Raw genomic sequence first — 22,482 nt, forward strand, 5'->3', positions numbered from 1 at the left:
GAGATGAAGCTGCGTCATCGTGATGCCTCCAAGTCGCTTGTTTACTAATAGTATTCCTTATTGTAACCACAAGAAGGAGTTCTGCAGAGTCTCCTTAACTTTCTGATCATGCCGCGACGCAAGTAATGCATGCCGTGCCCGAATCTTTTTTCAATGCTCGATGACCGATCGATTATGCCATGCGTCCCGCGATGGCCTTTCGACTAAACCAATGAAGCTTTGCTGCCCGCGTGGAAGATGAGCTCACGAAGAAGAACGCATGAAGACCATTGCGCTTGAGTAAGTGATGACTTATAATCTTTTCTTCGACGGACGCGGGGTGGAGCAGTCTGGCAGCTCGTCGGGCTCATAACCCGAAGGTCGTAGGTTCAAATCCTACCCCCGCAACCAAGCATTCAAGCAAAAGCCCGGTTAAAGCCGGGCTTTTGCTTTTCCAGCACGCAGTTGCATACATGTATGGGCGCAGTACTGGAAGTAAGGCAAGTCGCAATACCTCCACTTCATGACCAGACGCGGCGCAACGCCTGCGTATCCCTCGTGTCAAAATCCCCTAAAGCTCGTCAGCGCTAACGCACATCGAACCTTTTCAAAGGACACACGCCATCATGGATATTCCTCACGATCTGCAGATCATCGCGCATCAGGAACGCGCGCTTGTGTTCCCGCAGTTTCATGCCGATGAAGCCTGGCAAACCGGCACGCAACTGCGCGAGATGGCGATGGCGCGCGGCGCGGTCGTGGTCATCGATGTGCGCACGTTCGGTCAGCGCATGTTCTTCGCTTCGCTCGATGGCGCCACGCCCGACAACGCGCGCTGGGCAGAACGCAAGGCGAGGACTGTCGAACACTTTCGCCGCAGTTCGTACGGGCTCGGTCTCTCGCTACAACAGGCGGGCACCACGCTCGCCGACAAGTACGGCCTCAACGCCGCCGATTACTCGGCGCACGGCGGCGGCTTTCCGCTGCGCGTCGCGAATGTCGGCGTGATCGGCTCCGTGACGGTGTCGGGGCTGCCGCAGCGCGAAGATCATCAGATGGTGGTCGAAGCGCTATGCGCGGTGCTCGGCCATGACTTCGCCGCATTGTCGCTCGGCCGCGTCTGAGCGTCGTCACGCATTCCAAAGACTCAACGGAGACCGAACCAGCCGATGCGTTCCACCGCTTATGTGTTGCTTGCGATTGCGATCGTCGCGGAAGTCGTCGCGACCTCGGCGCTACGCGCCTCCGATGGCTTCACGCGCGCGTTACCCGCGACCATCGTCGTGATCGGCTATGGATTGTCGTTTTATCTGCTGTCGCTGACCTTGCGGACCTTGCGGGTCGGCCTCGTCTATGCCGTGTGGTCGGGCGCGGGCATCGTGTTGATTACGCTCGTCGCCACGTTCTTCTTCAAGCAGACGCCCGATATTCCCGCCATGTTGGGCATGGGGCTGATCGTCGCGGGCGTCATCGTGCTGAACGTGTTTTCGAAGATGAGCGCGCATTGACGCGGCGAGGCACCGCTACTTGCAGCGTACGATCATCGAGCGATTCTTGACGTTTGCCGTCACGACGTTGCTCAAGCCGCCGCCGCTCGGACCGCCTTCCTCGTTGTCCTTCGACACGATGTCGTAACCCGTCGCGCCGCATGCCTTGCCCGCGAGCACATAGCAGCTCGCCCAGCTCGATCCGGCATCGGCGCCGCTGCAGTTCACTGCATAGCCCGTCTGGCCATCGGGAAGATTGATGAGCGATGCATCGTTGGACGAAGCACACCCGCTCGTTCCGGCGATGGCAAAAACCGCGATCAGGGCGATGCCAGGCGCCGCCGCGCGCGCGATGAGCCGGCGTGAGCGCCGATCGAATTCCTTCATCTTTTCCTCGTGATTGCAATGACTTAGCCGCGGTACTTTTTTTCAGCGGCTTTTTGGGATACGCATTGTCCCATACGCTACACGCGCCGTGAAAAAGCACGGTGGCTCGAACCGGGCGCGAGGCTTGCGAATCATCGAACGAACGGCGTTAAGCGGTAAAGACAGGTTCGCGTGAACTATTTTCCGGATCGCGCGCCTGATAGATAGCAAACGCCGGTTGTAATTGCCGCATGACGTGTGATTCGTCGCCAACATAAAAAGGAGGTCAACACGATGGCCGAAAGAGTGACCGGTCCTTACCGAGGGTATTACATCAGCGCGTCCGCCCGGCTCGTGCAGGCGCACGATGGCGATCGCAACGAAGACAACGCCGGGCAGGCGCTCAAGCCGATCTATGTCGGCTCAGTGAGCCTGGCGCGTGGTGGTCCGGACGATGTGCATCGCTTCGAGGCGCTCGTCGATCTCGGCCCGGAACGGCGCTTCGCCACCGAGGATGCCGCGCTTGCGCACGTCGAACAGGCGGGGCGCGAGTATATCGACCGCTTGTTGAAACCGATGACGTGATGCGCCCCGTTCATCTCCGGCACGCGGTGCTTTATGACATCGCCAACTGCCTGATCGACCTCTTTCCGAGCGGCGCGGACATCGCGGAGATCGGCCTCGAAGCCACGCCCGCGTTGTTCGTGAGCTGGCGCACGAGCGGGGTGGCGAATCATCCGGGCAACATCGCCTGGGGTGTGCATTATCGGTTCGAGCCGCAGGTACTGCGGGACTATCCGCATCTGTCGGAGGAGGCGCGTGAGCGCGTATGCGAGCGGGTGCGCGACATGAGCCGCCTGCTCGATTTCAATTACGCCGATCCGCTGGCGAGCTCGCTGCTCGTCGTCGATGTGAACGAGGACGTGCTCGCAGCCTAACGCTCTACACTGCGCGCCGCTGGACCGCGCTGCATCGACGCAGTTACCATAAGCGCCTCGGTCCTTTGCTCGAAACCAATCCTGCAGGGAATGCCTGAACGACTTTGCGTCGGTGCTGTAACACTCCGGGGCCGGTTGCTTCGGACAGCAACCGCGCCTGAGCCACGAGAACATCATGGACATCCGTTTCCTTCCGGACGCGCCCGGTTATTGCGACTCCAACCTCACCATCGAATTCGCCGCGCTCGTCGACGGACGACGCGTACCGTGCGCCATATCGGTGGAAGCGCTGGAGGATCATTTCGGCGCCGAGACTTACGACAGCCGCGGCTGGATCAGCGCTTTCGATGCAGGCCGTGCGCGCATCGAAGCCGTGGCGCGCGAGCATCTGGAAGTCACGAATGGCATGCCCGTGCTTCTCAAGAGCGGTCATTTTCCGCCAGGACGGGTGCTCGCCTGAAAGCGGCGCACGCTAGCGTTCCGTCAATTCGACTGCGCATCTCCGCTTTGCGGGTACTATCTCGCTACAGGCCGCACGCATGGCGATTCGTGCGGCACGACATTTGCTCTGGATCTGCGCTTCATCGTGCAAGCCACAACGAGCAACCATTATAAAAAGTCGCGCGGGGTCGTCATGTTTCTCTCCTTTTTCCACACGCTTATCGAGTCGAACGCACTATGGCTCATCTGGGCAGCCGTCGGTGTCGTTTTTCTGGGTCTATGCATCGTCTTCGCCTCCGTGCGGCTGGGCGAATCCGACGAGCCGCTTTATCGAGCCGCGCCTCGCGATAGCGACAGCGGCAAGATGATCGTCTGATCGTTTTGCTGGCTAGCTGCGCCGCTTGCGCGGTGACCATTCGCGTCATGCAAATTCGGGTTTGACTAGCCGACAGGCGATGTCGACAATATCCCGCATGGATCTGCCGCGACACATATCGACACCACCGGGCAAGGCGCGTGAGCTGCGGCAAGAGCAGCGGGATGCCTTGCGCGGGCGCATACTCGACGTATCGCGAGCTATCGTGAAGCGTGAAGGCTTCGCAGCACTTTCGATGCGCCGGCTCGCGCAGGCAATCGACTATTCGCCTGCCGCTTTGTACTTGCATTTTCGGAGCCGCGCGGACATCGCGCACGCTTTGTGCGTAGAAGGACATGCGACATTGCGCGCGGCATGTGCGCCGCAAGCGAGCATTGCCGATCCCGCCGCGCGTCTTAGAGCAATGGCGCGCGTCTATGTCGAATTTAGCCTGGCCGAGCCGGAGACGTATCGGCTGATGTTCATGGACGCGGACCGCCGCGGCGATGGAACCCATGGCACTGATGACGGCATGGCTGCGCTTTCGTCGATGACCGATGCCTTCGTCGAACTACGCGCCGCAGGGCGGCTTAAGCGCCTGCCGCCGGAGACACTGCCGGCCGATTGCGCTCAGGCGTTGTGGGCGACTTTGCATGGCATCGTCGCGCTGGCGCTGTGCGGCGTATCGCGGGCAATGCCTGCGGCCGAGATACTCGAGTTATCGCTCGACGCGTGGCTCGCGTAGTGAACAACAGGTTGACCGCAGGTTGAGTACTGGCTGGCATCTGGCCTGCCAAACTGACTGACAGAACGAACCGACCCGACACTCCAACACGATGACCACCGAAGATATCCGTATCGACTCCGCCAACGGCATCGGCTTCATTGCACTCGATCGCCCGAAGGCTCTGAATGCGCTGTCCGCGCCCATGTTGCGCGCGATCAGCGAGGCCTTGCGCGCCTGGCGTCACGACCAGGCAATCCGCACCGTCGTGGTGTATAGCCCGCACGTGCGGGCGTTTTGCGCGGGCGGCGATATCCGCTTTCTCTACGAGTCGGCGCAGGCGGGCGACCGCGATTCGATCGACGCGTTTTTCACCGACGAGTACAAGCTCAATCACGCGATCTTCACCTTCCCGAAGCCGTATATCGCGGTGATGAACGGTGTCGTGATGGGTGGCGGCATGGGTATCTCGCAAGGCGCGCATCATACGGGCGGGCTGCGAATCGTCACGCAGTCGACCAAGATGGCGATGCCCGAGACGCGTATTGGACTCTTTCCCGATGTCGGCGTGAGCTGGTTTCTCGCGCGCGCGCCTGGCGCGATCGGGCGTTATCTGGCCGCGACGGGCGCGAGCATGGGCGCGGCCGACGCGCTCTATGCGCGCATGGCCGACGCTTATCTCGACGATGGCGCGTTGCCGGGCTTGATCGAATCGCTACGGCATCAGCGCTTTCTCGATGGCGTGGCGATTGTTCGCTTTGTCGAAAACGAGACGACCAAATACAAGGTGAGCCCGACGCTCGACCGCAGCGCGCTTGCCGAGGGACGCACGCTCATCGACAAGCATTTCGCCACGGGCAATGGCGCGGCGATTCTTGCATCGCTCGCGCGTGAGACGGATGGCGCCGCGCGCGAGTGGGCCGAGCGCGTGGCGGCGGAACTGCGCGAACGTTCGCCTTTGTCGGTGGATGTCTCGCTGCAGCAGGTGGATCGCGCGCGGTATTCGTCGATGGCGGAGACCTTGCGCCGCGACCTCGATCTCACGCGCACGACGTTCGAACGCGGCGATGTGATCGAGGGCATTCGGGCCCGTATCGTCGACAAGGACAATCAGCCGAGCTGGAAGATCGCGCGGGCGGAGGAGGTGGGCGTCAAGGATGTCGAACGTATGTTCGAGAGCGCCTGGACGCCGGCGGCGCATCCGCTGCGTTTGCTCAAGGACTGAGCGTTCTTAGCGAGAACGCGCGATCAACGCGACTCGTTGCCGGCCGAGAAAGCGCGCATGAAGACGAGCGCGCCCCAGCCCCAGATTGCGTTGGCGATGAAGTTGGGCGCGAGTCGCGGCAGCATGTTGCCGCTTGGCCAGATGCCGCGCGCGGGATCGATCACGAATGCGCCGACCGCGGTCAGCACGATGCCGCCGAATACGAGCGAGCCAATCCACGGCGCGCGGTTCTCCGGCGCGACGCGCAAGAGCCACGAGAGCAGCACGCCGAACACCGCGCTCCATAACGCATTCGCGATGAAAGTTGGAATGCCGAGCGGCAGAAAAGGGGTGATGGAAAAGCCGGCTTGATCGATGAGACCTGCTGCATGCAGCAGCGCGAGCGTCGATTCCCGAAAGAAGAGTGCGGCAAGAAAACCAGAAACGAACGGCAGAATGACTTTATGCATTGGCAGGACCGCTTGCGGCGAACCGCGGCTCTCGTTGGTTGTCGTGACGCGCCATTATAGGGGCGCGCGAGCCGGTGTCGAAGCGATGCCTAAGCAGATACGACGCGGATGCGCTTACTTTGCGATGGCGTCGCTCGCCGGACTGTGATGCAGCATGCGGTCGCTGTTGGGCGGCGGGTTGGGGCGCTTCACCGGCATGTTGTCGGGATTGTTCGGGCGCGTGGTCTCGGCGGAAGGCGAGCCGGGTGCGCTCGGCGGCTTGACCATCGAGGCGTTATCGTCGGGGCGCGCGGTTTGGGCTTGCGCCACTACGGCCGCGCAGATGAGGAGAAGCGCGAGGGTCGTTTTTTTCATGTCGAGTCTCCACGAGCGAAGCCGCGGCGGGAGCGCCGCGGTTTTTGATGAGACAGGCGCGTCGGCTGAAAATTCGCGCGGATCGCATATTCGGTTTTTTTGGAGGAATGCGGAAGCTGCGACGTGCGCCGCTTGATCGCACGCGGAAGGTCTCACGGCCAATCTGCGGGATGGAGGCGAAGGAGGTCCAACGGCATTCGGATCAGGCCTGATGGGGCCGGTGACCGGTCCCAACCACCGGGTGTCGCCGCCGGGAATGACACTGACCTCAGGGCCACGTATCGATAGCTCAACCGACTACAACAATGGACTGAGTGGATCAGAAGTTATCCGCCCGCAGACAAAGCGCTTCGCCGCACTGCGGTAAAATCACACCTTCGCCTTAAACCGATGCAGACCGCGCCACGGTCATTCGCTCCACATGTCCGCCGTTCAAAAAATCAGCCCCCGCCGCGTGTCCGTCGCTCCGATGATGGACTGGACCGACAGGCACTGCCGCTCGTTGCATCGGCTCGTGTCGCGGCACGCTTACCTCTACACAGAGATGGTGACCACGGGCGCCCTGCTTTACGGCGATGTCGCGCGTCACCTTGCGTTCACGCCCGCCGAAGCGCCGGTTGCGTTGCAGCTCGGAGGCAGCGAGCCGGCCGATCTGGCAAAGAGCGCGAAGCTCGGCGAGCAGTGGGGCTATGACGAAATCAATCTGAATTGCGGCTGCCCGTCCGAGCGCGTGCAGCGCGGCGCGTTCGGTGCATGTCTGATGAAAGAGCCGCAACTGGTGGCGGAGGGCGTGAAAGCCATGCGCAATGCCGTGTCGATTCCCGTGACGGTCAAGCACCGTATCGGCGTCGATTCCATCGAGGACTACGCGTTCGTGCGCGATTTTGTCGGCACCGTCGCCGATGCGGGTTGCGAAGTGTTCATCGTCCATGCGCGCAACGCTATCCTGAAAGGCCTGAGCCCGAAGGAGAACCGCGAGATTCCGCCGCTCAAATACGAATATGCGTATCAACTGAAGCGGGATTTTCCGCATCTGGAGATTTCGATCAACGGCGGCATCAAGACGCTCGACGAGGTCGAGGAACATCTGAAACACGTCGATGGCGTCATGTTGGGCCGTGAGGCTTATCACAACCCGTATGTGCTCGCGGGCGTCGATACACGCTTTTATGGCGCGACGACGGCGATTCCTTCACGCGAGGAAATCGAAGCCGGACTCATTGGCTATGCACGCGACGAACTTGCGCGCGGCACGTATCTCGGCGCGGTGACACGTCACGCGCTTGGGCTGTATCGCGGCACTGCCGGTGCGCGTGGATGGCGGCGCGTGCTTTCCGATAGCCGGCGGCTGGCAACTGGCGATCTCGCGATTTTCGACGAAGCGCGTGCTCATTTGCGCGAAGGTGCGGAAGCTATCGAATCTTGAAGCCGTCTAGCGAACGAAGATGCGTGAAAGGGCTAGGCAAGCGCAATTTTAGTTCGTATAATCTCGCTTCTTGATTGCTGAGCAACTTTCGGCAAGATGGAATCAGGTAGTTCAGTGGTGGCTGTAGCTCAGTTGGTAGAGTCCAGGATTGTGATTCCTGTCGTCGTGGGTTCGAGTCCCATCAGCCACCCCACAAAGAATTCTGAAGATTAAAGTATTACGGAACGGCGCTCTGCGAATGCAGAGCGCCGTTTTTGCTTTCAAATGATCCAAACTTGTGAGACAGATTTTGCCGAATTGGGCGATGCAGCAGCTGAGCTGCCAGCCTACTGAGTCGGTTCAGAATTGTCGTATGGACGGTAGGTCGAATCCGCTTCAGGGTTGCTCCTTTTTCACGGAGGGGTAATGAGGCGCTCGCTAATAACATTTTTTTCAATTGCTGCCGCATCATCAACGGCATGGGCTGCTTCGGCTGATCTGGTCCGAACTGGGCCGATCCGAACGCCTTATGGGATGGCCACTGGATGCATGTACTTGACGGACGCAGGACAAACAGTGGTGCTGTCTGTCCCTGCGGGTTCTGGGTGCAGTCCGAGGATCTATTCGAGAGCGCCATCCATGGCTGAAAGCGCAAACGACTTCAACCGCGCTAGAGACGCTTCGTTGTCGAGCGGAACGACGGCACAAGGGATGATGATGGACAACTATCAGCGAAGCATGCACATTCAACAGTGCATGCAAGCCGGTAACTGCTAACAAAGGCTACGCAACACCGACCCCGCCAAAGCGGGGTTTACTCTTTGGTGTAGGCGCATCAACTGCATTACATGCCTCCACTGACGGCATTGGTTTCCGCCAACCCCCACACCTCCCCCGTGCTAGCATCATCAAACCACCATTCCGAACACGGCAACGGAGGCAGCCATGACTACCTTGGCGATAGACGGCGTGCGCTGGGTCAACGATCGCGTGACCAACGTGCGCTGGGGCAGCTTCGATTCCGCGACCAACGACTGGGCCGCGCCCACCACCATCGTGGAAGTGCAGGAGGTCGTGGACGCCATCAAGAGCGGCAAGGAAGTCCGCACGCTCTTTACCCTCGGCGGTCGCACGTTTCTCGGTCCGAAAGTCAGCTCGCTGCCCTACGCGAACGGCCATATCGGCATCGAAGCGCGCGTGCAAGACGGGCAGATCGAAAAATCGCTCGAGGATTTGCCGCCAGTCTGACGGCGCGCCGCACGCATTGAAAGCACACGGAGAAGGGCGTTGAACCGGGAGCAGGCGCTTCGCTTCGAAAGCGAATTCATGCCGCGTATCGCCGAGCGAGTGGCGGCGCTGCTTCACGGCGTGCGCGTCGATATCGTTCCCGGCGAATATCCGCACCAGCCTGCCAAATTGCACCTCAGCGCTCAAACCCCACCGCATGCGAACGACGAGCGCGCGCGTGGTTATCCGTTGCCGCTCAACATCTTTCTCACGTGGGACGACGAGGAGATCGAGCGTCTCATGCATCCGCACGGGGAGGCGCGCTTTATGCGCTATCTGGACGCACTCGACATCAAGTTCGCGGCCTGGCAAGGCGCACGCGATGTCGATATGGTCACGCGCTCGCAGGCCGAGACTTCCGTGCTGCTTGGCGGTCTGGATTTCGAAGCCTGAGCGACGTTCGTCGTCACCGCGCGTGTCGTGGTTCTACCAAGGAGGAGGTCAGGATGACATCGTCAAAAGAAGGCAACGTCCGCGCGTTCGTGCAGACGGCCGAGCAAGCGGGCGGATTCGTCTGGGTACTCGTGCTAGTCGATTTCGAAGCGCGCGAAGTGAGGCGCGCGCTCGTATCGGAAGAAAACTTCGCTACCGCCGATGCCGCGCGCGACGCCGGCAACGATCAGCTAAAAGGCATGAGCAACGATCGCTGAGGCTAGCATTGGCAATACGCACGGTTCGCAGCCGTGCGCCGCTAAACTCGTTCGACAATTCCGCACGTTTTCCTCGATTTACCCGTACGGCATTGCTCGCAAAGCCCGCCATACTGCCTTCACACTGATCAACGTTCAAAGGAGAACGTCATGAATCGCTTCGAAGGCAAGACAGTTCTGGTTACGGGCGGCAACAGCGGCATTGGTCTGGCGGCGGCGCAGGCATTCGCCGCGGAAGGCGCGCGCGTCGTCATCACGGGTCGCGATGAAGTCTCTCTCGCCAAGGCGCGCGAGACGCTCGGCGCTAACGCCGTCGCCATACGCAACGTCACGGGCACCATCGCCGCCGCGCAGGAACTCGCGCGGCATCTCGGCGACGCGCACATCCGGCTCGACGCCGTGTTCGTCAATGCAGGCGTCGCCACGTTCGCTCCGTTCGTCGATATCGACGAGAAAGCGTGGGACGAAACCTTCGCGATCAACGTGAAGGGTCCGTATTTTCAGATTCAGGCGCTCGTGCCGCTACTGAACGAAGGCGCATCCATCGTGCTGAACGGTTCGATCAACGCGCATATCGGCATGCCCGCTTCGTCGATCTATGCCGCGAGCAAGGCAGCGCTCATCTCGCTTGCGAAGACGCTCTCGGCGGAATTGCTGCCGCGCGGCGTGCGTGTGAACGTGGTGAGCCCCGGTCCCATCGCGACGCCTTTGCACGACAAGCTCGGCCTCGCCGATGAAGCCGCCGCGCAACTGCAAAGCCAGATTCCGCTCGGGCGCTTCGGCAAGTCGAGCGAAGTGGCGGCGACGGTGCTGCTGCTGGCGTCGGCGGAGGCGGGGTTCATCGTGGGCTCTGAACTAGTGATCGATGGCGGGATGAGTCAGCTTTGAAGCCGGTGCCGTGATCGACGGCCGCGCGTGGTTGCGCGGTCATGTCGTGCTGCCTGCGAACCGGGACACGACGCGCCTCGGACTGCTGGCAGAATCGACTGTTCTCGAAGCAACGATCAAAATCAGCGTCACATGAGCCATCCACCCGAAGAAGACCACGGCAGCACCCGCGAAGCACGCTTTCGCCGCTACGACGCCGCGGGCGAAGCGTCCGTCCGCGCCGATCTCGACGAAGCCGCCACGAGCGACCCCGAAGCCGCATCCAAACGCGCGTGGTTGCACGGCAAGGAGGTCGCGCATCAGGACGAGCAGTTTCGCGCGATGTTCGCATCCGTCAATTCGGCCAACGACGCCGCGCAACTCGCCCGCGAATCCGCGCAGGCATCGCGCCGTTCGGCCTTCTGGACGATGATCGCGGCAATCGCGGCCACCGCCGGTGTGATCGTCAACGCGGCGATCGCGCTTGGCTGGCTCGACTGGCTCAAACGCTAAGGCGCTGAATCGTCGATGCCGAAGCCTCAGGGCATCGCCGGCTGCAATTCGCCCCAGCTCACGAGAATGCTTTGGATGCTTCGCGCATAGGCATCGCGATGTTTCGGCGATTTCGAGTGATAAGCGCCAATCGCGCGCCACGTGTTGCCGTACTTGACCATCTTTTGCTTGAGCAGCCACGCCGCGACGAACACGTTTACGCACGGATCGGCGAGCGCGCGATGCGGAATGCCCTGGCGCGCCAGGTCGGGAAAATGAATCGAATTGATCTGCAACTGGCCGACATCGATGGAACCGTTGGCGTTGCGGTTGATCGCGCTGGCGTCGCCTTTCGACTCGCGCCAGGCAACCGCGCGCAGCACGAGCGGATTGACGCCCTGATACGCGCCCGCCAGTTCGAAACAGTCATCGGCGTGCACAGCGCCGGATGCAAGCGACAATCCGAGCGCCGCGCAGGCGGCGAGGGCAAGCCGCGTGGCGGCTATCGCTGGTGGAAACATGAATCGTGGCTCCCGTGTTGGTCTTATACGAAGCGGTCGATAGGCGTTTGTTGTCCGCCCCTGCTGGCGTTCAGCGGATCAACGCGGCGTCCAGCCGCTGTTCGATGTCTTTCATATAACTGCGCGATTCGCCCGATACCACGAGACGCGGTTCGGGACCGTCGCATCGGCAATCCGCGACCGGGCGCGCCTTTCTGCTCTTTTTCGCGGATGGCTTGGCGGGAAGTTCGTCGTCGCCGGTCGAAGGCGGCAGCATGGCGAGCGTCGGCAGCGGCGGATACACACGCGGCGAGCCGGGCATGAGCGCGGCCAAGGTTTGTACGCCGGGCGCGCTGACATCGAGCGGACCGGCGGATGCGGTCGAAAAAACCAGCAAGCCGCCGATGACCAGGAGAGTGCGTCGCATGATGTCAGCCTCCTTGCGTTGGTTTGATCGACACGCTGTACGGCTCGCGCGCGCCGGCGGTGCGGTTCTCGAGGCTCAGCCGGACGGTGCGTTTCGCCGGCACGCCTCTCCAGATTGCCTGATTGATATAGGGCAAATCCTGCGCGAGCGCGGTGACGAGAATGGTGGTCGGCTGCTTCTGCGCGGCTGCAAGCGAGCCGGCTTTGGTGAGAATTGCGCTGAGTTGCGCATCGCGGGCGCCGAGGGCATCGGCGGGAATCTCGAAACTGATGATGCCCGTGGCGACCGGCGGCTTATCGGTCTGCGCGACCGGATTGGCGGCCGGCAGCGGCGCGCAGCCGGTCAAGGAACTGACAACGACGATAGATAGAAAAGAAACGGCCCACTTCACAGGCGGCTCCCGAAAGGATCATGGTGATATGCAAGTTTTCGGCGTGGGGGCCGGTGGTCTTGATAGCCAGGCGCAAACGTTGAGCGATTTAGGAAGACTTGACTCGGGAAACCGAATTTCGGAAAAGAGGCTCGTAGGAATTGCCGGATTCGCGCGGGAAACGGCGTTCAACGCACAGGCGTGCATCGACGATCGGAAGATCAGAAACACCACCAGGCGCGCACGCTCGGTTCGCCGTCGAGTGCGCGCACGAAGTCGTCGGCGAAGGCATCGCTCGCGGCTTTCCATTCAGGCGTGCCGGTGGGCAGGTCGTTCGGATTCTTCAGCCCGCGCGCGTGACGGATGACGGCTACGGCTTCGCTGAGGGCGGCGATGGAGTCGAGACTGTGCGTGTTCATAACGCGGATTACGGCGCGTCAGAGCGAAACTTGAGGCCAGGCAAAGGTCGCTCAGGAGATCACCGCAAAAAACGCGGCCTTGATCTCGACGGCGTCGCTCCGAAACCCAACACAGGACGAATCCGTCAAACCTTCCCCTTATGCCCCGACACGAGCGCTCCCGCATCGCGCTTGAGGCTGAACAGATCCACCACGCCGATCAATCCCACCAGCCCGACGATCAAAAATGCCACGCTGAAATCTTCCGTCGCGATGGACTGCGCGTCGTGCCCATGCAGCCATTCGGCAAAGCGCAGGGCAATGGCGCCGACCGCGACGCCCACGCCCATCGTCATCTGAAAGAGCGTGCTCGATAACGCCGATGCCGCGCTCATCTGCGATTTCGGCACATCCGCGAAACTCAGCGTATTGAGCGCCGTGAACTGCAAGGAGCGCGACAAGCCGCTCGCGAACAGCACGGCGACGATCACGAACGTCGGCGTCGATGCCGTGAGCAAGCTCATCACGGCAAGCGAAAGCGCGGCGATCACGCCGTTGACGATCAGCACCGGCCGGAAGCCGAAGCGCCGCATCACGGGCGTGGTGATGAGCTTCATCGAAAGATTGCCCGCGAACACCGCGAGCGTGAGCAGGCCGGATTCGAAGGCGTTCAGCCCGAAGCCGACCTGAAACATCAGCGGTAGTAAAAACGGCGCCGCGCTGATGGCGATGCGAAACAGCGACCCGCCGCCCATCGCCACGGCAAAGGTCCTTACCTTGAGCGCCGACAGATCGACGACCGGATGCGCCGCGCGCCGCAAATGCCACCACGACGCGACGCTCGCCCCCACGCCGACGATCACGAGCACGCCGGCGTAGCGCCACGACGTCTCGTTGCGGCCGATCAACTCCATCGCATAGAGCAGCGTCGTGCAGGCGATTCCGCACAGCGCGAAGCCGACGAGGTCGAAGCGGCGCTTCGCATCCGCGCGCACGTTGTCGATGAAGCGCAACGTGAGCAAGAAACCGATGATGCCGAGCGGCACATTGAGATAGAAGATCCAGCGCCACGACGAATACGTGGTGATGAAGCCGCCGAGCGGCGGTCCGATCACCGGCGCGACGAGCCCCGGCCAGGTGATGATGGCGATGGCGCGCATGAGGTCGTTCTTCGGCGTGGCGCGCAGCACGGCCAGGCGTCCGACCGGCACCATCATCGCGCCGCCGATGCCCTGCAAGACGCGCGCCGCCGCGAACGCGGGCAGGGTCGAAGTCGTCGCGCACAGCACGGAAGCGGCCGTAAAAACGGCGATCGCGCTGCCGAACACCGTGCGCAAACCGAAGCGGTCGGCGGCCCAGCCGGAAATCGGGATGAACACCGCGAGCGTCAGCAGATACGCGGTGATGCCGAGACTCATCTCGGCCGGATGCACGTTGAACGAATGCGCCATCTGCGGCAGCGCCGTCGCGATGATCGTGCCGTCGAGGTTCTCCATGAAAAACGTGGCCGCGACCAGCGTAATGATGAGCGATGAGCCTCGCTGCGCGCGTTCGTTGTCAGTTTGAGCAGCGGGAGAGGGCATCGGCTGAGACTTCCTTGTGCAAAATGGGTAGGTTCGGATGCGCTGCAAAGCCGTGACGCGGCCCGCTATTTTAGCCACGACAGCAGATCTCGCACGGCTATGGTAGTTTTTGCGGTTGCGGCCCGCCGTTCGACTGCATCGCCGACGAAAGGCCGACAGGACGCCAACGCAACGCCAACACAATGGCAACAAGAGGGAACGCAATGAAGTATCGGAAGCTGGGAGATTCGGGTGTCGACGTGAGTCTGATCGGGCTTGGCACCATGACCTGGGGCGAGCAGAACACCGAGAGCGAGGCGCATGAACAGATCGACTACGCGCTCGCTCAAGGCGTGAATCTGATCGATGCCGCCGAAATGTATCCGGTCCCGCCGCGCCCTGAAACGCAAGGCCGCACCGAGGAGTACATCGGTACGTGGCTCGCGAGGAACGGCGGCAAGCGCGCCGATATCGTGCTTGCCACCAAGATCGCCGGGCCCGCGCGCCAGCCGCACAATCCGCGGCACATCCGCGGCGCGGGCAACCAGTTCGACCGCAAGAATATCGTCGAAGCCGTCGACAGCAGCCTCGCGCGCCTGCAAACGGATTACATCGATTTGTATCAGCTGCATTGGCCCGACCGCAGCACGATGACCTTCGGCCGCCCGAACTATCCGTATATCGACGATGAATACACGGTGCCGATCGAGGAAACGCTCGCCGCGCTTGGCGAACTCGTCAAGGCCGGCAAGATTCGTCATATCGGGCTGTCCAACGAAACGCCGTGGGGCGTCGCGCAATTCTTGCGCGCGTCGGAAAAGGCGGGCTTGCCGCGCGTCGTCAGCATTCAGAATCCGTACAGTCTCGTGAACCGCGTGTACGAACTCGGGCTCTCCGAATTCACGCACAAGGAAGGCGTGGGCCTGCTTGCTTATTCGCCGATGGCCTTCGGCTGGCTTTCGGGCAAGTACGAGGGCGGTGCGCGCCCGGCCGGCGCGCGCATCACGCTATTCGAGCGCTTTCAGCGCTACAGCAAGCCGCAGGCAATCGCTGCCGTCGCTTCCTATGTCGAACTGGCGAAGCGCCACGGTTTGACGCCCGCGCAGTTGTCGCTGGCGTTCGTCAACAGCCGTCCGTTCACGACGAGCACGCTGATCGGTGCGACGTCGATGGCACAGCTGAAGGAAAACATCGACAGCGTGAACGTCGAACTTTCCGAGGAAATCATCGCCGAGATCGAAGCGCTCCATGAACGTCAGCCGAACCCGGCGCCTTGAACCGTCCTTCCGGTCACGCCTTTGCCGCGCCTTAAACCGTTTGCGAACAAGGCCTTGGCGCGAAACCTGATGGCCTGCGCGCGGATGTGTCACGATTGACCGTTCGCGCGCACGCAATATCGGCGATGCGCGCTTCGCTTACTTAGCCCTTGCCTTACTTTTGCAAAGCTTCAAGGATGCATTGCGTCCGTATCCCGCCGTAACGCCGCCGCTTGTCCGCGCCCCGGAATCACCGCCAGATAAGGGCGACGGCGCGCCGCACGTGTCACTTGCGATGCAGTGCCGGCTGTAAGGCACTACACTTGCTCGATGGTCCTGGTTGCCCGCTGCGGCGCCCTCAGCCACAGCGCGCCCTTAGCAAAGGAGTCGTCGCTCATGTCTCAAGCAACGCCGAAGTCTTCCGCCGATCTTGACACGCTCACGATCAATACCATCCGCACGCTGTCGATGGACGCCGTGCAAAAAGCCAATTCGGGTCACCCCGGCACGCCGATGGCGCTCGCGCCAGTCGCGTTTCACCTGTGGCAGAACCATCTTCGCTACGATCCCGACGCGCCGCTCTGGCCGAATCGCGACCGCTTCGTGCTGTCGGTCGGGCACGCGTCGATGCTGCTCTATTCGCTGCTGCATCTGTCCGGCGTGAAGGAAGTCGACGAGTTCGGCAAGCCAACCGGCAAGCCGGCCATCTCGATCGACGATATCAAGAATTTTCGTCAGCTCGACAGCAAGACGCCGGGCCACCCGGAATACCGCATGACGACCGGTGTCGAAACCACGACAGGTCCGCTCGGTCAGGGTCTCGGCAACAGCGTCGGCATGGCGATGGCCGCGCGCTGGAAAGAAGCGCACTTCAACAAAAGCGATTCGCCGCTATTCGATTACCGTGTCTACGCGCTTTGCGGCGACGGCGACATGATGGAAGGAATCTCGCACGAAGCGGCATCGATCGCGGGGCACCTGAAGCTGTCGAACCTCATCTGGATCTACGACAGCAACCGCATCACGATCGAAGGACACACCGACCTCGCGTATAGCGACGACGTCGAAGCGCGCTTTCACGGCTACAACTGGAACACGCTGCACGTCGACGACGCCAACGACGCCGCCGCGCTCGAAGCGGCCATCAACAAGGCGAAGGCGACCACCGACAAGCCGACCCTGATCGTGGTGAAGAGCATCATCGGCTGGGGCGCGCCGAACAAGCAGGACACGGCGGCCGCGCACGGCGAACCGCTCGGCGCCGATGAGATCAAGGCTGCGAAGCGCGCGTACGGCTGGCCGGAAGACGCGCAGTTCCTCGTGCCCGACGGCGTAGTGCAACATTTCGCCGACGGCATGGGCGCGCGCGGCAAGGCGGCGCACGAAGCCTGGAAGAAGCAGTTCGATTCCTACGGCAAGGACTATCCGGATCTCGCGAAGCAACTCACGCTGATGCTCGAAGCGAAGCTGCCGGAAGGCTGGGAAAAGAGCATTCCGACCTTCGAGCCGGACGAAAAGGGAATCGCCACGCGCGAGTCGTCGGGCAAGGTGCTGAACGCCATCGCGCAGTCCATTCCCTGGCTGATCGGCGGCGCGGCGGACTTGTCGCCATCGACGAAAACCAATCTGAAGTTCGACGGCGCGGGCAGTTTCGAGGCAACGAGCTACGACGGCCGCAATCTGCACTTCGGCATTCGCGAGCACGGCATGGGCTCGGTTGCCAATGGACTCGCGCTGTCCAACATGCGGCCGTATGCGTCGACGTTCCTGATTTTCAGCGACTACATGAAGCCGCCGATCCGCCTCTCCGCGATCATGGAACTGCCGGTGGTCTACGTGTTCACGCACGATTCCATCGGCGTGGGCGAGGACGGACCGACGCACCAGCCGATCGAACAACTCGCTTCGTTGCGCGGCGTGCCGGGCCTCACCACGCTGCGTCCCGCCGATGCCAACGAAGTCGGCGAAGCATGGCGCGTCGCGCTGTCGTATCACAAGGAGCCGTCGTGTATCGTGCTGACGCGTCAACCGCTGCCGACCTTCGATCGCAAGAAATACGCGTCGGCTGAAGGCGTGCGGCGCGGCGCTTACGTGCTTGCCGACACCGAAGGCGGCAAGACGCCCGAAGTGCTGTTGCTTGCCACCGGCAGCGAAGTCGCGCTGTGCGTGGGCGTCTACGAGAAGCTGAAGGCCGAAGGCATTGCGGCGCGCGTCGTATCGATGCCTTCGTGGGACCTCTTCGAGAAACAGGACGAAGCCTACAAGGAATCGGTGTTGCCGAATGCGGTGAATGCTCGCGTTGCGGTCGAACAGGCCGGCACGCTCGGCTGGGACCGCTACGTCGGCCGGCTCGGCACCGTGCTCGCCATGCATACGTTCGGTGCGTCCGCACCGTTGAAGGCGCTTCAGGCCAAATTCGGCTTCACGCCGGAACGCGTCTACGAAGAAGCGAAAAAGCAGATCGAACGCGTCAAACACAACGGCAAGGAGTAACGGACATGCAGATTGGCATCGTGGGACTGGGGCGCATGGGCGGCAACATCGGACGCCGCCTGATGCGCGGCGGGCATCAATGCGTCGTCTACGATCACAGTCCGCAAGCAACCGACGCACTCGCGAGCGAAGGCGCGACCGGCGCGAAGGATCTCGGCGATCTGGTCGCAAAACTTGCCACGCCGCGCGTCGTCTGGCTCATGCTGCCCGCCGGCAAGATCACGGAGGACACGCTCAACGATCTCCGGCAGATTCTGAGCCCGGACGACGTGATCATCGACGGCGGCAACAGCTTCTACAAGGACGATATCCGCCGCGCCGCCGAGCTGAAAGCGCAGGGCCTGCATTACGTCGATGTCGGCACGTCAGGCGGCATCTGGGGCTTGGAGCGCGGTTACTGCATGATGATCGGCGGCGATGACGCGGTGGTGAACCGTATCGATCCGATTCTCGCGACGCTTGCGCCCGGACGCGGCGACATTCCCTTGACGCCAGGCCGCGACGGACGCGATGCGCGTGTCGAGAACGGCTACATGCATTGCGGACCGGTGGGTTCGGGACATTTCGTGAAGATGGTGCACAACGGCATCGAGTACGGATTGATGCAGGCGTATGCCGAGGGCTTCCATATTCTGAAGCACAAGGAGTCGACCGAGTTGCCGGAAAACGAGCGCTACACGCTCGATCTGGCCGACGTCGCGGAAGTCTGGCGGCGCGGCAGCGTGGTGTCGTCGTGGCTGCTCGATCTGACCGCGGGCGCGCTTGCGGGCGATGGTTCGCTTGAACGCTACTCGACCGAAGTGGCCGATAGCGGCGAAGGGCGCTGGACGATCGAAGCGGCCATCGAGGAAGCGGTGCCGGCGCAAGTGTTGTCAGCGGCGCTTTATACGCGCTTCCGGTCGCGCGATGCCGAAGCCTTCCCCGAGCGCATGCTTTCGGCGATGCGCTTCGGCTTCGGCGGCCACAAAGAGTTCGGCGTGAAGTAAATCCGTGGTTGTCTGTCGGGATAAAGGGCGATGATTCATCGCCCTTTATTTCATCATGCGGCGGCGAAACAGCCACGCGCACAGGAAGAACGGCACAACCGAATACGCCGCGAGTACCGCGAGATGCAACGCGAGTCCGTGCACGGGCCGGCCGAGCATGGCGGCGCGGATCAACTCGACCGCGTGATAAAGCGGCAGCGCCTGCGTCACATGCTGCGCAAAAGCAGGCAATTGCGCGACCGGAAAGAACACGCCGGAGAGCAAGAGCATGGGCGTGAGCGCGAGCGTCTGATAGAACATGAAGAAGTCGTAGCTCGGCGCAATGGCTGTGACGATCATCGCCGTGCTCGCGAATGCGAGTCCCGTAAGCACGATGATGGGCAGCGCGAGCAGCATCGACGGAAAACTCGCATAGCCAAGCGCGCCCGCCACCAGCATGATCGCCACGCCCGACAAGACCGATTTGCTCGCGGACCAGATCACTTCGCCGAGCACGATGTCGCCGAGCGTGAGCGGCGTATGCATGATCGCTTCCCACGTACGCTGCACGTGCATGCGCGAGAAGCCGGAATACATGGCCTCGAAACTCGCGGACATCATCACGCTCGACGCCACCGTGCCCGCCGCCAGAAACGCGATGTACGACACGCCGTCGACATGGCCGACCATCAAGCCGAGACCGAGGCCTAGCCCGAAGAGATAGATCATCGGATCGGCGAGATTGCCGATCATCGATGCAATGGCGAGCTTCTTCCATACCAGATAATTGCGCCGCCATACCGACATCCAGTTGCTCGCGTTGGCGGGAAGCGCGTTGCTCATGGGCGAGAGCGTATCGGCGTGTTTGGCTCGCACGCGTGTTTTCTCGATGCTTGCGCCTGATCGATCGAAAGTGTCCATCGCTTGATTAGTCCACCATCTCGCGCCCGGTCAGGCGCAGAAAAACATCCTCGAGATTCGCCGGACGATGCAGATAGCGCACGTCCGTCCGGCCCTTCACGCGCGCATGCACGGGCTGCGGGTCGTCGACATAGCAGAAAAGCGTTTCGCCGCTGATCTCCGTGCGCGCGACGAACGGTTCCAGTTCGGCGGCCAGCGCCTGCGGATCGGGTCCGTAGATTTCGATGACGTCCGAACCGATCACCGATTCGATCAACTCGCGCGGCCTTCCTTCCGCGAGCTTGCGGCCTTCCTCGATCACGCAAAGCCGGTCGCACAGGCGTTCGGCCTCTTCCATGAAGTGCGTCGTGAGCAGAATGGTTTTACCGCGCGAAAGCAACGAGCGCAGGCGTTCCCAGATCAGATGGCGCGCTTGCGGATCGAGGCCGGTGGTGGGTTCGTCCATCACGAGCACGTCGGGATCGTTGACGAGGGCGCGCGCCAGCGTCAACCGCCGCCGCATGCCGCCCGACAGTTCGCCGACGCGCGCTTGGGCCTTGCTTTCGAGGCGCGCGAATTCGAGCAACGAAGGCACGATGGCTTCCATGCGCGCGCCTGCCAAGCCGAAATAGCGGCCGAAGACGAGCAGGTTTTCGCGCACGGTGAAGTCGGGATCGAGGTTGTCGAATTGCGGCACGACGCCCACGCGTTGCCGCGCGAAGCGTGCGCGCGCTGGCACGGGTTCGCCGACGAGACGGATCGTGCCGCTGTCGGGCGATGTAATGCCGAGCAGCATCTTGAGCGTCGTCGTCTTGCCCGCGCCGTTCGGGCCAAGCAGGCCGAAACACTCGCCAGGCTGAACGTCGAACGACAAGCCATCGACGACACTTCGCTCGCCGTAATGTTTTCTGACTTCGCTGAATTCGATCGCTGGCGCCGCGTTCGGGTTCGCGCCAGCTCGGTGATTTATGTCGGTCATGCGGCCGTCCTGCGAGGAGAAAACTCAGCCGGCTAGTGTAATCCAATGCACCAGCGCGGCGCTTTGCATGCAAGCGCATGCATCGTTCCTGTGATCGAAGCGTGCATCGCGTCTTCCTGTTGTTTTGGCAAATGGCGCCGCGCGCTTGTCTGGCAAGGCGCTCAGGCCTCTGGCACGGTGTGCGCTAGCGCTTGTTGCCATGTAAGCGTTTTCCATCGTTGCCACGCATGAGGCGACCTACCATGATGAAGATGCGCCGCACTCGATTTGCCGACACCATCGGCTACGCGGCAGGGAGATCATGATGTCAGGCTATCGAAAAATCCTGTTGTGCTACGACGGCTCCAGAGAGGGCCGCAAGGCGTTGCGTCAGGGCGCGAATCTCGCGCTTGCCTTGAACGCGGAGACGCACGTGCTGGCGGTGGTGGATATGCGTTCGAGCATTGCGCAAAGCGCCGGTCTTCTGACCGACATGGCATGCGGACGGTTCGAGGATGCCGCACGCGATATCCTGCAAGAGGGCGTGGAGTGGCTGCGCGAACGCGGCTTGCAGGCGCAGGGGCATTTCGCATTCGGGCATCCGATCGATGAAATCGCCACGCTGGCGGAAAGTCTCAAGGTCGATCTGGTCGTGGTCGGCCATCGATGCCGCAGCGGTCTCGCGCGCTGGTGGATGGGCGCGGGCAACACACCGCTGCTCGATCGCGTGTCATGCAGCATATTGGTTGCGGTTTGTCAGGCAGGTGAGTCGGCCGAAGCGGAAGATGAGGCGGCTTATGCGGCGAAGCCGGACCGGGCCGAAGTAAGTGTTTGAGGATAGGTGTGCGCGATGAGGCTGGCCTGCGTCGGGCCAGTGCTCTTTTGCGCTATCAGCGCCAGCTGCCGTCTCCTTGCGTGACGGCCGCGCACGCTTAACGCCGCAAAAAATGCCATGAAGCGCTTACCGGCACTTTAATGGTTGTCCAACAACGAACTCACCCGTTCAAATCAACCGCGACCAGCTTCCACGTTATCAACCCGTACCGATGAAAGATCGCTGAGTACCGCGCATCGCCGGCACCGTGCTGGTAGGTCACCACGAACGTATCGAAGCTGCGATATCCGGCCGTGGTCTGCGGTGGTTGTCGCGGCGGTTCTTGAGTCGCAACCATGCTCGATGCCGCTTCGGAAGGCGGTGAACTCGCCGCCGCCTGACCGTCTCGAACCGGTGGCACGACAGCGGGTGGATGCTCGCCTGGATCTCCCCGCGGCGGAATGCCATTCAAAATCGCGGCGACGCCTTCGGGCGTAGCGTAGCAATCCACCAGCGGCCCTACGAGCGCCGCGCCGATCATTGCACCGATGATCGCGAGCGGATTGCCGCTCTTCTGGATATCGACGCGCCGCGTCAGCAGTGCTCCGACTTGCTCTTTGAGACTTTCACGCAGTGCGGGGAAGTCGACGTATTCGTTGACGGTCTGTGCATCGCGCGCATCGGCCGCGTGCTTGACGCGGTTCAGTGCGATATAGGGCGACGCATAGACAAGGCCTAACCCTGCAACGATGACGAGAATGACGAGCGTGACGACGAGATAACGCGTAGTGCGGGACATGCGAAGGAACGACCCCCGGCG

29 protein-coding genes and 2 tRNA genes are annotated in these 22,482 nt (G+C 61.9%); 20 read left to right on the plus strand and 11 right to left on the minus strand.

What is annotated here, in order from left to right; translation table 11 throughout:
• The first annotated feature begins 313 nt into the window (after positions 1–313).
• From QCE79_RS05940 to QCE79_RS05950, 3 genes are all read left to right on the plus strand, one after another.
• Positions 314–390: transfer RNA gene (locus QCE79_RS05940), tRNA-Met, on the plus strand.
• 215 nt (positions 391–605) lie between these two features.
• Entirely contained in the window at positions 606–1,103 is a 498-nt protein-coding gene (locus QCE79_RS05945; protein ID WP_250464730.1) for a heme-degrading domain-containing protein, read from the plus strand.
• A 45-nt stretch (positions 1,104–1,148) separates the two neighbouring features.
• Entirely contained in the window at positions 1,149–1,487 is a 339-nt protein-coding gene (locus tag QCE79_RS05950; protein ID WP_309842643.1) for an SMR family transporter, read from the plus strand.
• A gap of 15 nt (positions 1,488–1,502) precedes the next feature.
• Here QCE79_RS05950 and QCE79_RS05955 read toward each other — a convergent pair whose 3' ends face one another.
• Positions 1,503–1,853, minus strand: a complete 351-nt coding sequence (locus QCE79_RS05955; protein ID WP_244825275.1) for a hypothetical protein — start codon at positions 1,851–1,853, stop codon at positions 1,503–1,505.
• A gap of 273 nt (positions 1,854–2,126) precedes the next feature.
• On the opposite strand from QCE79_RS05955, the gene QCE79_RS05960 reads away from it, so the two are divergent.
• From QCE79_RS05960 to QCE79_RS05985, 6 genes are all read left to right on the plus strand, one after another.
• Positions 2,127–2,417 carry a hypothetical protein gene (locus tag QCE79_RS05960; RefSeq protein WP_244825274.1) on the plus strand — a complete coding sequence of 97 codons (291 nt, stop codon included), beginning with the start codon at positions 2,127–2,129 and terminating at the stop codon, positions 2,415–2,417.
• Complete coding sequence (locus QCE79_RS05965) at positions 2,417–2,770, plus strand: hypothetical protein (RefSeq protein ID WP_244825273.1); 354 nt, start codon at positions 2,417–2,419, stop codon at positions 2,768–2,770. Before QCE79_RS05960 ends, QCE79_RS05965 begins: the two co-directional genes overlap by 1 nt.
• A 175-nt stretch (positions 2,771–2,945) precedes the next feature.
• Complete coding sequence (locus QCE79_RS05970; RefSeq protein WP_244825272.1) at positions 2,946–3,230, plus strand: DUF1488 domain-containing protein; 285 nt, start codon at positions 2,946–2,948, stop codon at positions 3,228–3,230.
• Between the two features lie 174 nt (positions 3,231–3,404).
• The gene (locus tag QCE79_RS05975; RefSeq protein WP_309842648.1) at positions 3,405–3,587 is read left to right on the plus strand and encodes a hypothetical protein; all 183 of its coding nucleotides are present in this window, start codon (positions 3,405–3,407) and stop codon (positions 3,585–3,587) included.
• Between the two features lie 79 nt (positions 3,588–3,666).
• Positions 3,667–4,311, plus strand: a complete 645-nt coding sequence (locus tag QCE79_RS05980; protein ID WP_309842650.1) for a TetR/AcrR family transcriptional regulator — start codon at positions 3,667–3,669, stop codon at positions 4,309–4,311.
• A gap of 91 nt (positions 4,312–4,402) precedes the next feature.
• Positions 4,403–5,515: an enoyl-CoA hydratase/isomerase family protein gene (locus QCE79_RS05985; protein ID WP_309842653.1), complete on the plus strand. Its 1,113-nt coding sequence runs from the start codon at positions 4,403–4,405 to the stop codon at positions 5,513–5,515.
• Between the two features lie 23 nt (positions 5,516–5,538).
• Here the strand turns inward: QCE79_RS05985 and QCE79_RS05990 are convergent, their stop codons facing one another.
• Together QCE79_RS05990 and QCE79_RS05995 are read right to left on the minus strand one after the other, a co-directional pair.
• Positions 5,539–5,964 (minus strand): hypothetical protein, encoded by a 426-nt coding sequence (locus QCE79_RS05990; RefSeq protein WP_244825268.1) that lies wholly within the window; start codon positions 5,962–5,964, stop codon positions 5,539–5,541.
• Positions 5,965–6,078: 114 nt separating this feature from the next.
• Positions 6,079–6,318 carry a hypothetical protein gene (locus QCE79_RS05995; protein ID WP_309842657.1) on the minus strand — a complete coding sequence of 80 codons (240 nt, stop codon included), beginning with the start codon at positions 6,316–6,318 and terminating at the stop codon, positions 6,079–6,081.
• Between the two features lie 421 nt (positions 6,319–6,739).
• Between QCE79_RS05995 and dusA the strand changes: the two genes are divergently transcribed.
• The 7 genes from dusA (at position 6,740) to QCE79_RS06030 (ending at position 11,040) form a co-directional block, all read left to right on the plus strand.
• The gene (dusA, locus tag QCE79_RS06000; protein WP_309842659.1) at positions 6,740–7,744 is read left to right on the plus strand and encodes a tRNA dihydrouridine(20/20a) synthase DusA; all 1,005 of its coding nucleotides are present in this window, start codon (positions 6,740–6,742) and stop codon (positions 7,742–7,744) included.
• A gap of 117 nt (positions 7,745–7,861) precedes the next feature.
• Positions 7,862–7,937, plus strand: a tRNA-His gene (locus tag QCE79_RS06005).
• A gap of 731 nt (positions 7,938–8,668) precedes the next feature.
• A complete protein-coding gene (locus tag QCE79_RS06010; RefSeq protein WP_244825265.1) occupies positions 8,669–8,971 on the plus strand; it encodes a hypothetical protein in 303 nt (100 codons plus the stop codon).
• Positions 8,972–9,010: 39 nt separating this feature from the next.
• Entirely contained in the window at positions 9,011–9,403 is a 393-nt protein-coding gene (locus QCE79_RS06015) for a DUF5594 family protein (protein WP_250464744.1), read from the plus strand.
• 53 nt (positions 9,404–9,456) lie between these two features.
• Positions 9,457–9,660 (plus strand): hypothetical protein, encoded by a 204-nt coding sequence (locus tag QCE79_RS06020; RefSeq protein ID WP_244825263.1) that lies wholly within the window; start codon positions 9,457–9,459, stop codon positions 9,658–9,660.
• 150 nt (positions 9,661–9,810) lie between these two features.
• A complete protein-coding gene (locus tag QCE79_RS06025; protein ID WP_244825261.1) occupies positions 9,811–10,548 on the plus strand; it encodes an SDR family oxidoreductase in 738 nt (245 codons plus the stop codon).
• Positions 10,549–10,680: 132 nt separating this feature from the next.
• Entirely contained in the window at positions 10,681–11,040 is a 360-nt protein-coding gene (locus tag QCE79_RS06030; protein ID WP_244825260.1) for a hypothetical protein, read from the plus strand.
• Between the two features lie 26 nt (positions 11,041–11,066).
• Here QCE79_RS06030 and QCE79_RS06035 read toward each other — a convergent pair whose 3' ends face one another.
• The 5 genes from QCE79_RS06035 to QCE79_RS06055 form a co-directional block, all read right to left on the minus strand.
• The gene (locus tag QCE79_RS06035) at positions 11,067–11,540 is read right to left on the minus strand and encodes a lytic transglycosylase domain-containing protein (protein WP_309842667.1); all 474 of its coding nucleotides are present in this window, start codon (positions 11,538–11,540) and stop codon (positions 11,067–11,069) included.
• Between the two features lie 70 nt (positions 11,541–11,610).
• A complete protein-coding gene (locus QCE79_RS06040; RefSeq protein ID WP_250509053.1) occupies positions 11,611–11,946 on the minus strand; it encodes a hypothetical protein in 336 nt (111 codons plus the stop codon).
• Positions 11,947–11,950: 4 nt separating this feature from the next.
• On the minus strand, positions 11,951–12,337 hold the full coding sequence (locus QCE79_RS06045) for a hypothetical protein (protein ID WP_309842672.1): 387 nt from the start codon (positions 12,335–12,337) through the stop codon (positions 11,951–11,953).
• A gap of 200 nt (positions 12,338–12,537) precedes the next feature.
• Complete coding sequence (locus tag QCE79_RS06050) at positions 12,538–12,735, minus strand: hypothetical protein (protein ID WP_244825252.1); 198 nt, start codon at positions 12,733–12,735, stop codon at positions 12,538–12,540.
• Between the two features lie 125 nt (positions 12,736–12,860).
• Positions 12,861–14,297, minus strand: a complete 1,437-nt coding sequence (locus tag QCE79_RS06055; protein WP_309842675.1) for an MFS transporter — start codon at positions 14,295–14,297, stop codon at positions 12,861–12,863.
• Positions 14,298–14,500: 203 nt separating this feature from the next.
• Here QCE79_RS06055 and QCE79_RS06060 point away from each other — a divergent pair, with 203 nt between their 5' ends.
• The 3 genes from QCE79_RS06060 (at position 14,501) to gnd (ending at position 19,011) form a co-directional block, all read left to right on the plus strand.
• Positions 14,501–15,553 (plus strand): NADP(H)-dependent aldo-keto reductase, encoded by a 1,053-nt coding sequence (locus tag QCE79_RS06060; protein ID WP_309842680.1) that lies wholly within the window; start codon positions 14,501–14,503, stop codon positions 15,551–15,553.
• A 375-nt stretch (positions 15,554–15,928) separates the two neighbouring features.
• Positions 15,929–18,025: a transketolase gene (tkt, locus tag QCE79_RS06065; RefSeq protein WP_244825247.1), complete on the plus strand. Its 2,097-nt coding sequence runs from the start codon at positions 15,929–15,931 to the stop codon at positions 18,023–18,025.
• Positions 17,947–19,011, plus strand: a complete 1,065-nt coding sequence (gnd, locus tag QCE79_RS06070; protein WP_309845211.1) for a phosphogluconate dehydrogenase (NAD(+)-dependent, decarboxylating) — start codon at positions 17,947–17,949, stop codon at positions 19,009–19,011. Before tkt ends, gnd begins: the two co-directional genes overlap by 79 nt.
• Positions 19,012–19,056: 45 nt before the next feature.
• On the opposite strand, the gene QCE79_RS06075 is transcribed toward gnd, so the two are convergent.
• Positions 19,057–19,833, minus strand: a complete 777-nt coding sequence (locus QCE79_RS06075; protein ID WP_250464888.1) for an ABC transporter permease — start codon at positions 19,831–19,833, stop codon at positions 19,057–19,059.
• Positions 19,834–19,918: 85 nt separating this feature from the next.
• Complete coding sequence (gene nodI / locus QCE79_RS06080) at positions 19,919–20,869, minus strand: nodulation factor ABC transporter ATP-binding protein NodI (RefSeq protein WP_309842683.1); 951 nt, start codon at positions 20,867–20,869, stop codon at positions 19,919–19,921.
• Between the two features lie 304 nt (positions 20,870–21,173).
• Between nodI and QCE79_RS06085 the strand changes: the two genes are divergently transcribed.
• The gene (locus tag QCE79_RS06085) at positions 21,174–21,683 is read left to right on the plus strand and encodes a universal stress protein (RefSeq protein WP_250464890.1); all 510 of its coding nucleotides are present in this window, start codon (positions 21,174–21,176) and stop codon (positions 21,681–21,683) included.
• A 160-nt stretch (positions 21,684–21,843) separates the two neighbouring features.
• On the opposite strand, the gene QCE79_RS06090 is transcribed toward QCE79_RS06085, so the two are convergent.
• Positions 21,844–22,461 (minus strand): DUF2939 domain-containing protein, encoded by a 618-nt coding sequence (locus QCE79_RS06090; RefSeq protein ID WP_309842688.1) that lies wholly within the window; start codon positions 22,459–22,461, stop codon positions 21,844–21,846.
• Positions 22,462–22,482: the final 21 nt, after the last annotated feature.

Source organism: Caballeronia sp. LZ003 (assembly GCF_031451465.1).
Classification (GTDB): Bacteria; Pseudomonadota; Gammaproteobacteria; order Burkholderiales; family Burkholderiaceae; genus Caballeronia.

Bases quoted from the DNA above. Each gene is read 5' to 3' on its own strand.
- QCE79_RS05990 (WP_244825268.1), bottom strand. From the start codon at position 5,964: ATGCATAAAGTCATTCTGCCGTTCGTTTCTGGTTTTCTTGCCGCACTC.
- dusA (WP_309842659.1), top strand. From the start codon at position 6,740: ATGTCCGCCGTTCAAAAAATCAGCCCCCGCCGCGTGTCCGTCGCTCCG.
- QCE79_RS06035 (WP_309842667.1), bottom strand. From the start codon at position 11,540: ATGTTTCCACCAGCGATAGCCGCCACGCGGCTTGCCCTCGCCGCCTGC.
- QCE79_RS06075 (WP_250464888.1), bottom strand. From the start codon at position 19,833: ATGAGCAACGCGCTTCCCGCCAACGCGAGCAACTGGATGTCGGTATGG.
- QCE79_RS06060 (WP_309842680.1), top strand. From the start codon at position 14,501: ATGAAGTATCGGAAGCTGGGAGATTCGGGTGTCGACGTGAGTCTGATC.
- QCE79_RS05980 (WP_309842650.1), top strand. From the start codon at position 3,667: ATGTCGACAATATCCCGCATGGATCTGCCGCGACACATATCGACACCA.
- QCE79_RS06050 (WP_244825252.1), bottom strand. From the start codon at position 12,735: ATGAACACGCACAGTCTCGACTCCATCGCCGCCCTCAGCGAAGCCGTA.
- QCE79_RS05955 (WP_244825275.1), bottom strand. From the start codon at position 1,853: ATGAAGGAATTCGATCGGCGCTCACGCCGGCTCATCGCGCGCGCGGCG.
- QCE79_RS06020 (WP_244825263.1), top strand. From the start codon at position 9,457: ATGACATCGTCAAAAGAAGGCAACGTCCGCGCGTTCGTGCAGACGGCC.
- QCE79_RS06025 (WP_244825261.1), top strand. From the start codon at position 9,811: ATGAATCGCTTCGAAGGCAAGACAGTTCTGGTTACGGGCGGCAACAGC.
- QCE79_RS05995 (WP_309842657.1), bottom strand. From the start codon at position 6,318: ATGAAAAAAACGACCCTCGCGCTTCTCCTCATCTGCGCGGCCGTAGTG.
- QCE79_RS06040 (WP_250509053.1), bottom strand. From the start codon at position 11,946: ATGCGACGCACTCTCCTGGTCATCGGCGGCTTGCTGGTTTTTTCGACC.
- QCE79_RS06010 (WP_244825265.1), top strand. From the start codon at position 8,669: ATGACTACCTTGGCGATAGACGGCGTGCGCTGGGTCAACGATCGCGTG.
- QCE79_RS06090 (WP_309842688.1), bottom strand. From the start codon at position 22,461: ATGTCCCGCACTACGCGTTATCTCGTCGTCACGCTCGTCATTCTCGTC.
- nodI (WP_309842683.1), bottom strand. From the start codon at position 20,869: ATGACCGACATAAATCACCGAGCTGGCGCGAACCCGAACGCGGCGCCA.
- QCE79_RS05945 (WP_250464730.1), top strand. From the start codon at position 606: ATGGATATTCCTCACGATCTGCAGATCATCGCGCATCAGGAACGCGCG.
- tkt (WP_244825247.1), top strand. From the start codon at position 15,929: ATGTCTCAAGCAACGCCGAAGTCTTCCGCCGATCTTGACACGCTCACG.
- QCE79_RS05985 (WP_309842653.1), top strand. From the start codon at position 4,403: ATGACCACCGAAGATATCCGTATCGACTCCGCCAACGGCATCGGCTTC.
- QCE79_RS05975 (WP_309842648.1), top strand. From the start codon at position 3,405: ATGTTTCTCTCCTTTTTCCACACGCTTATCGAGTCGAACGCACTATGG.
- QCE79_RS05970 (WP_244825272.1), top strand. From the start codon at position 2,946: ATGGACATCCGTTTCCTTCCGGACGCGCCCGGTTATTGCGACTCCAAC.
- QCE79_RS06055 (WP_309842675.1), bottom strand. From the start codon at position 14,297: ATGCCCTCTCCCGCTGCTCAAACTGACAACGAACGCGCGCAGCGAGGC.
- QCE79_RS06085 (WP_250464890.1), top strand. From the start codon at position 21,174: ATGTCAGGCTATCGAAAAATCCTGTTGTGCTACGACGGCTCCAGAGAG.
- QCE79_RS05965 (WP_244825273.1), top strand. From the start codon at position 2,417: ATGCGCCCCGTTCATCTCCGGCACGCGGTGCTTTATGACATCGCCAAC.
- QCE79_RS05950 (WP_309842643.1), top strand. From the start codon at position 1,149: ATGCGTTCCACCGCTTATGTGTTGCTTGCGATTGCGATCGTCGCGGAA.
- QCE79_RS05960 (WP_244825274.1), top strand. From the start codon at position 2,127: ATGGCCGAAAGAGTGACCGGTCCTTACCGAGGGTATTACATCAGCGCG.
- QCE79_RS06030 (WP_244825260.1), top strand. From the start codon at position 10,681: ATGAGCCATCCACCCGAAGAAGACCACGGCAGCACCCGCGAAGCACGC.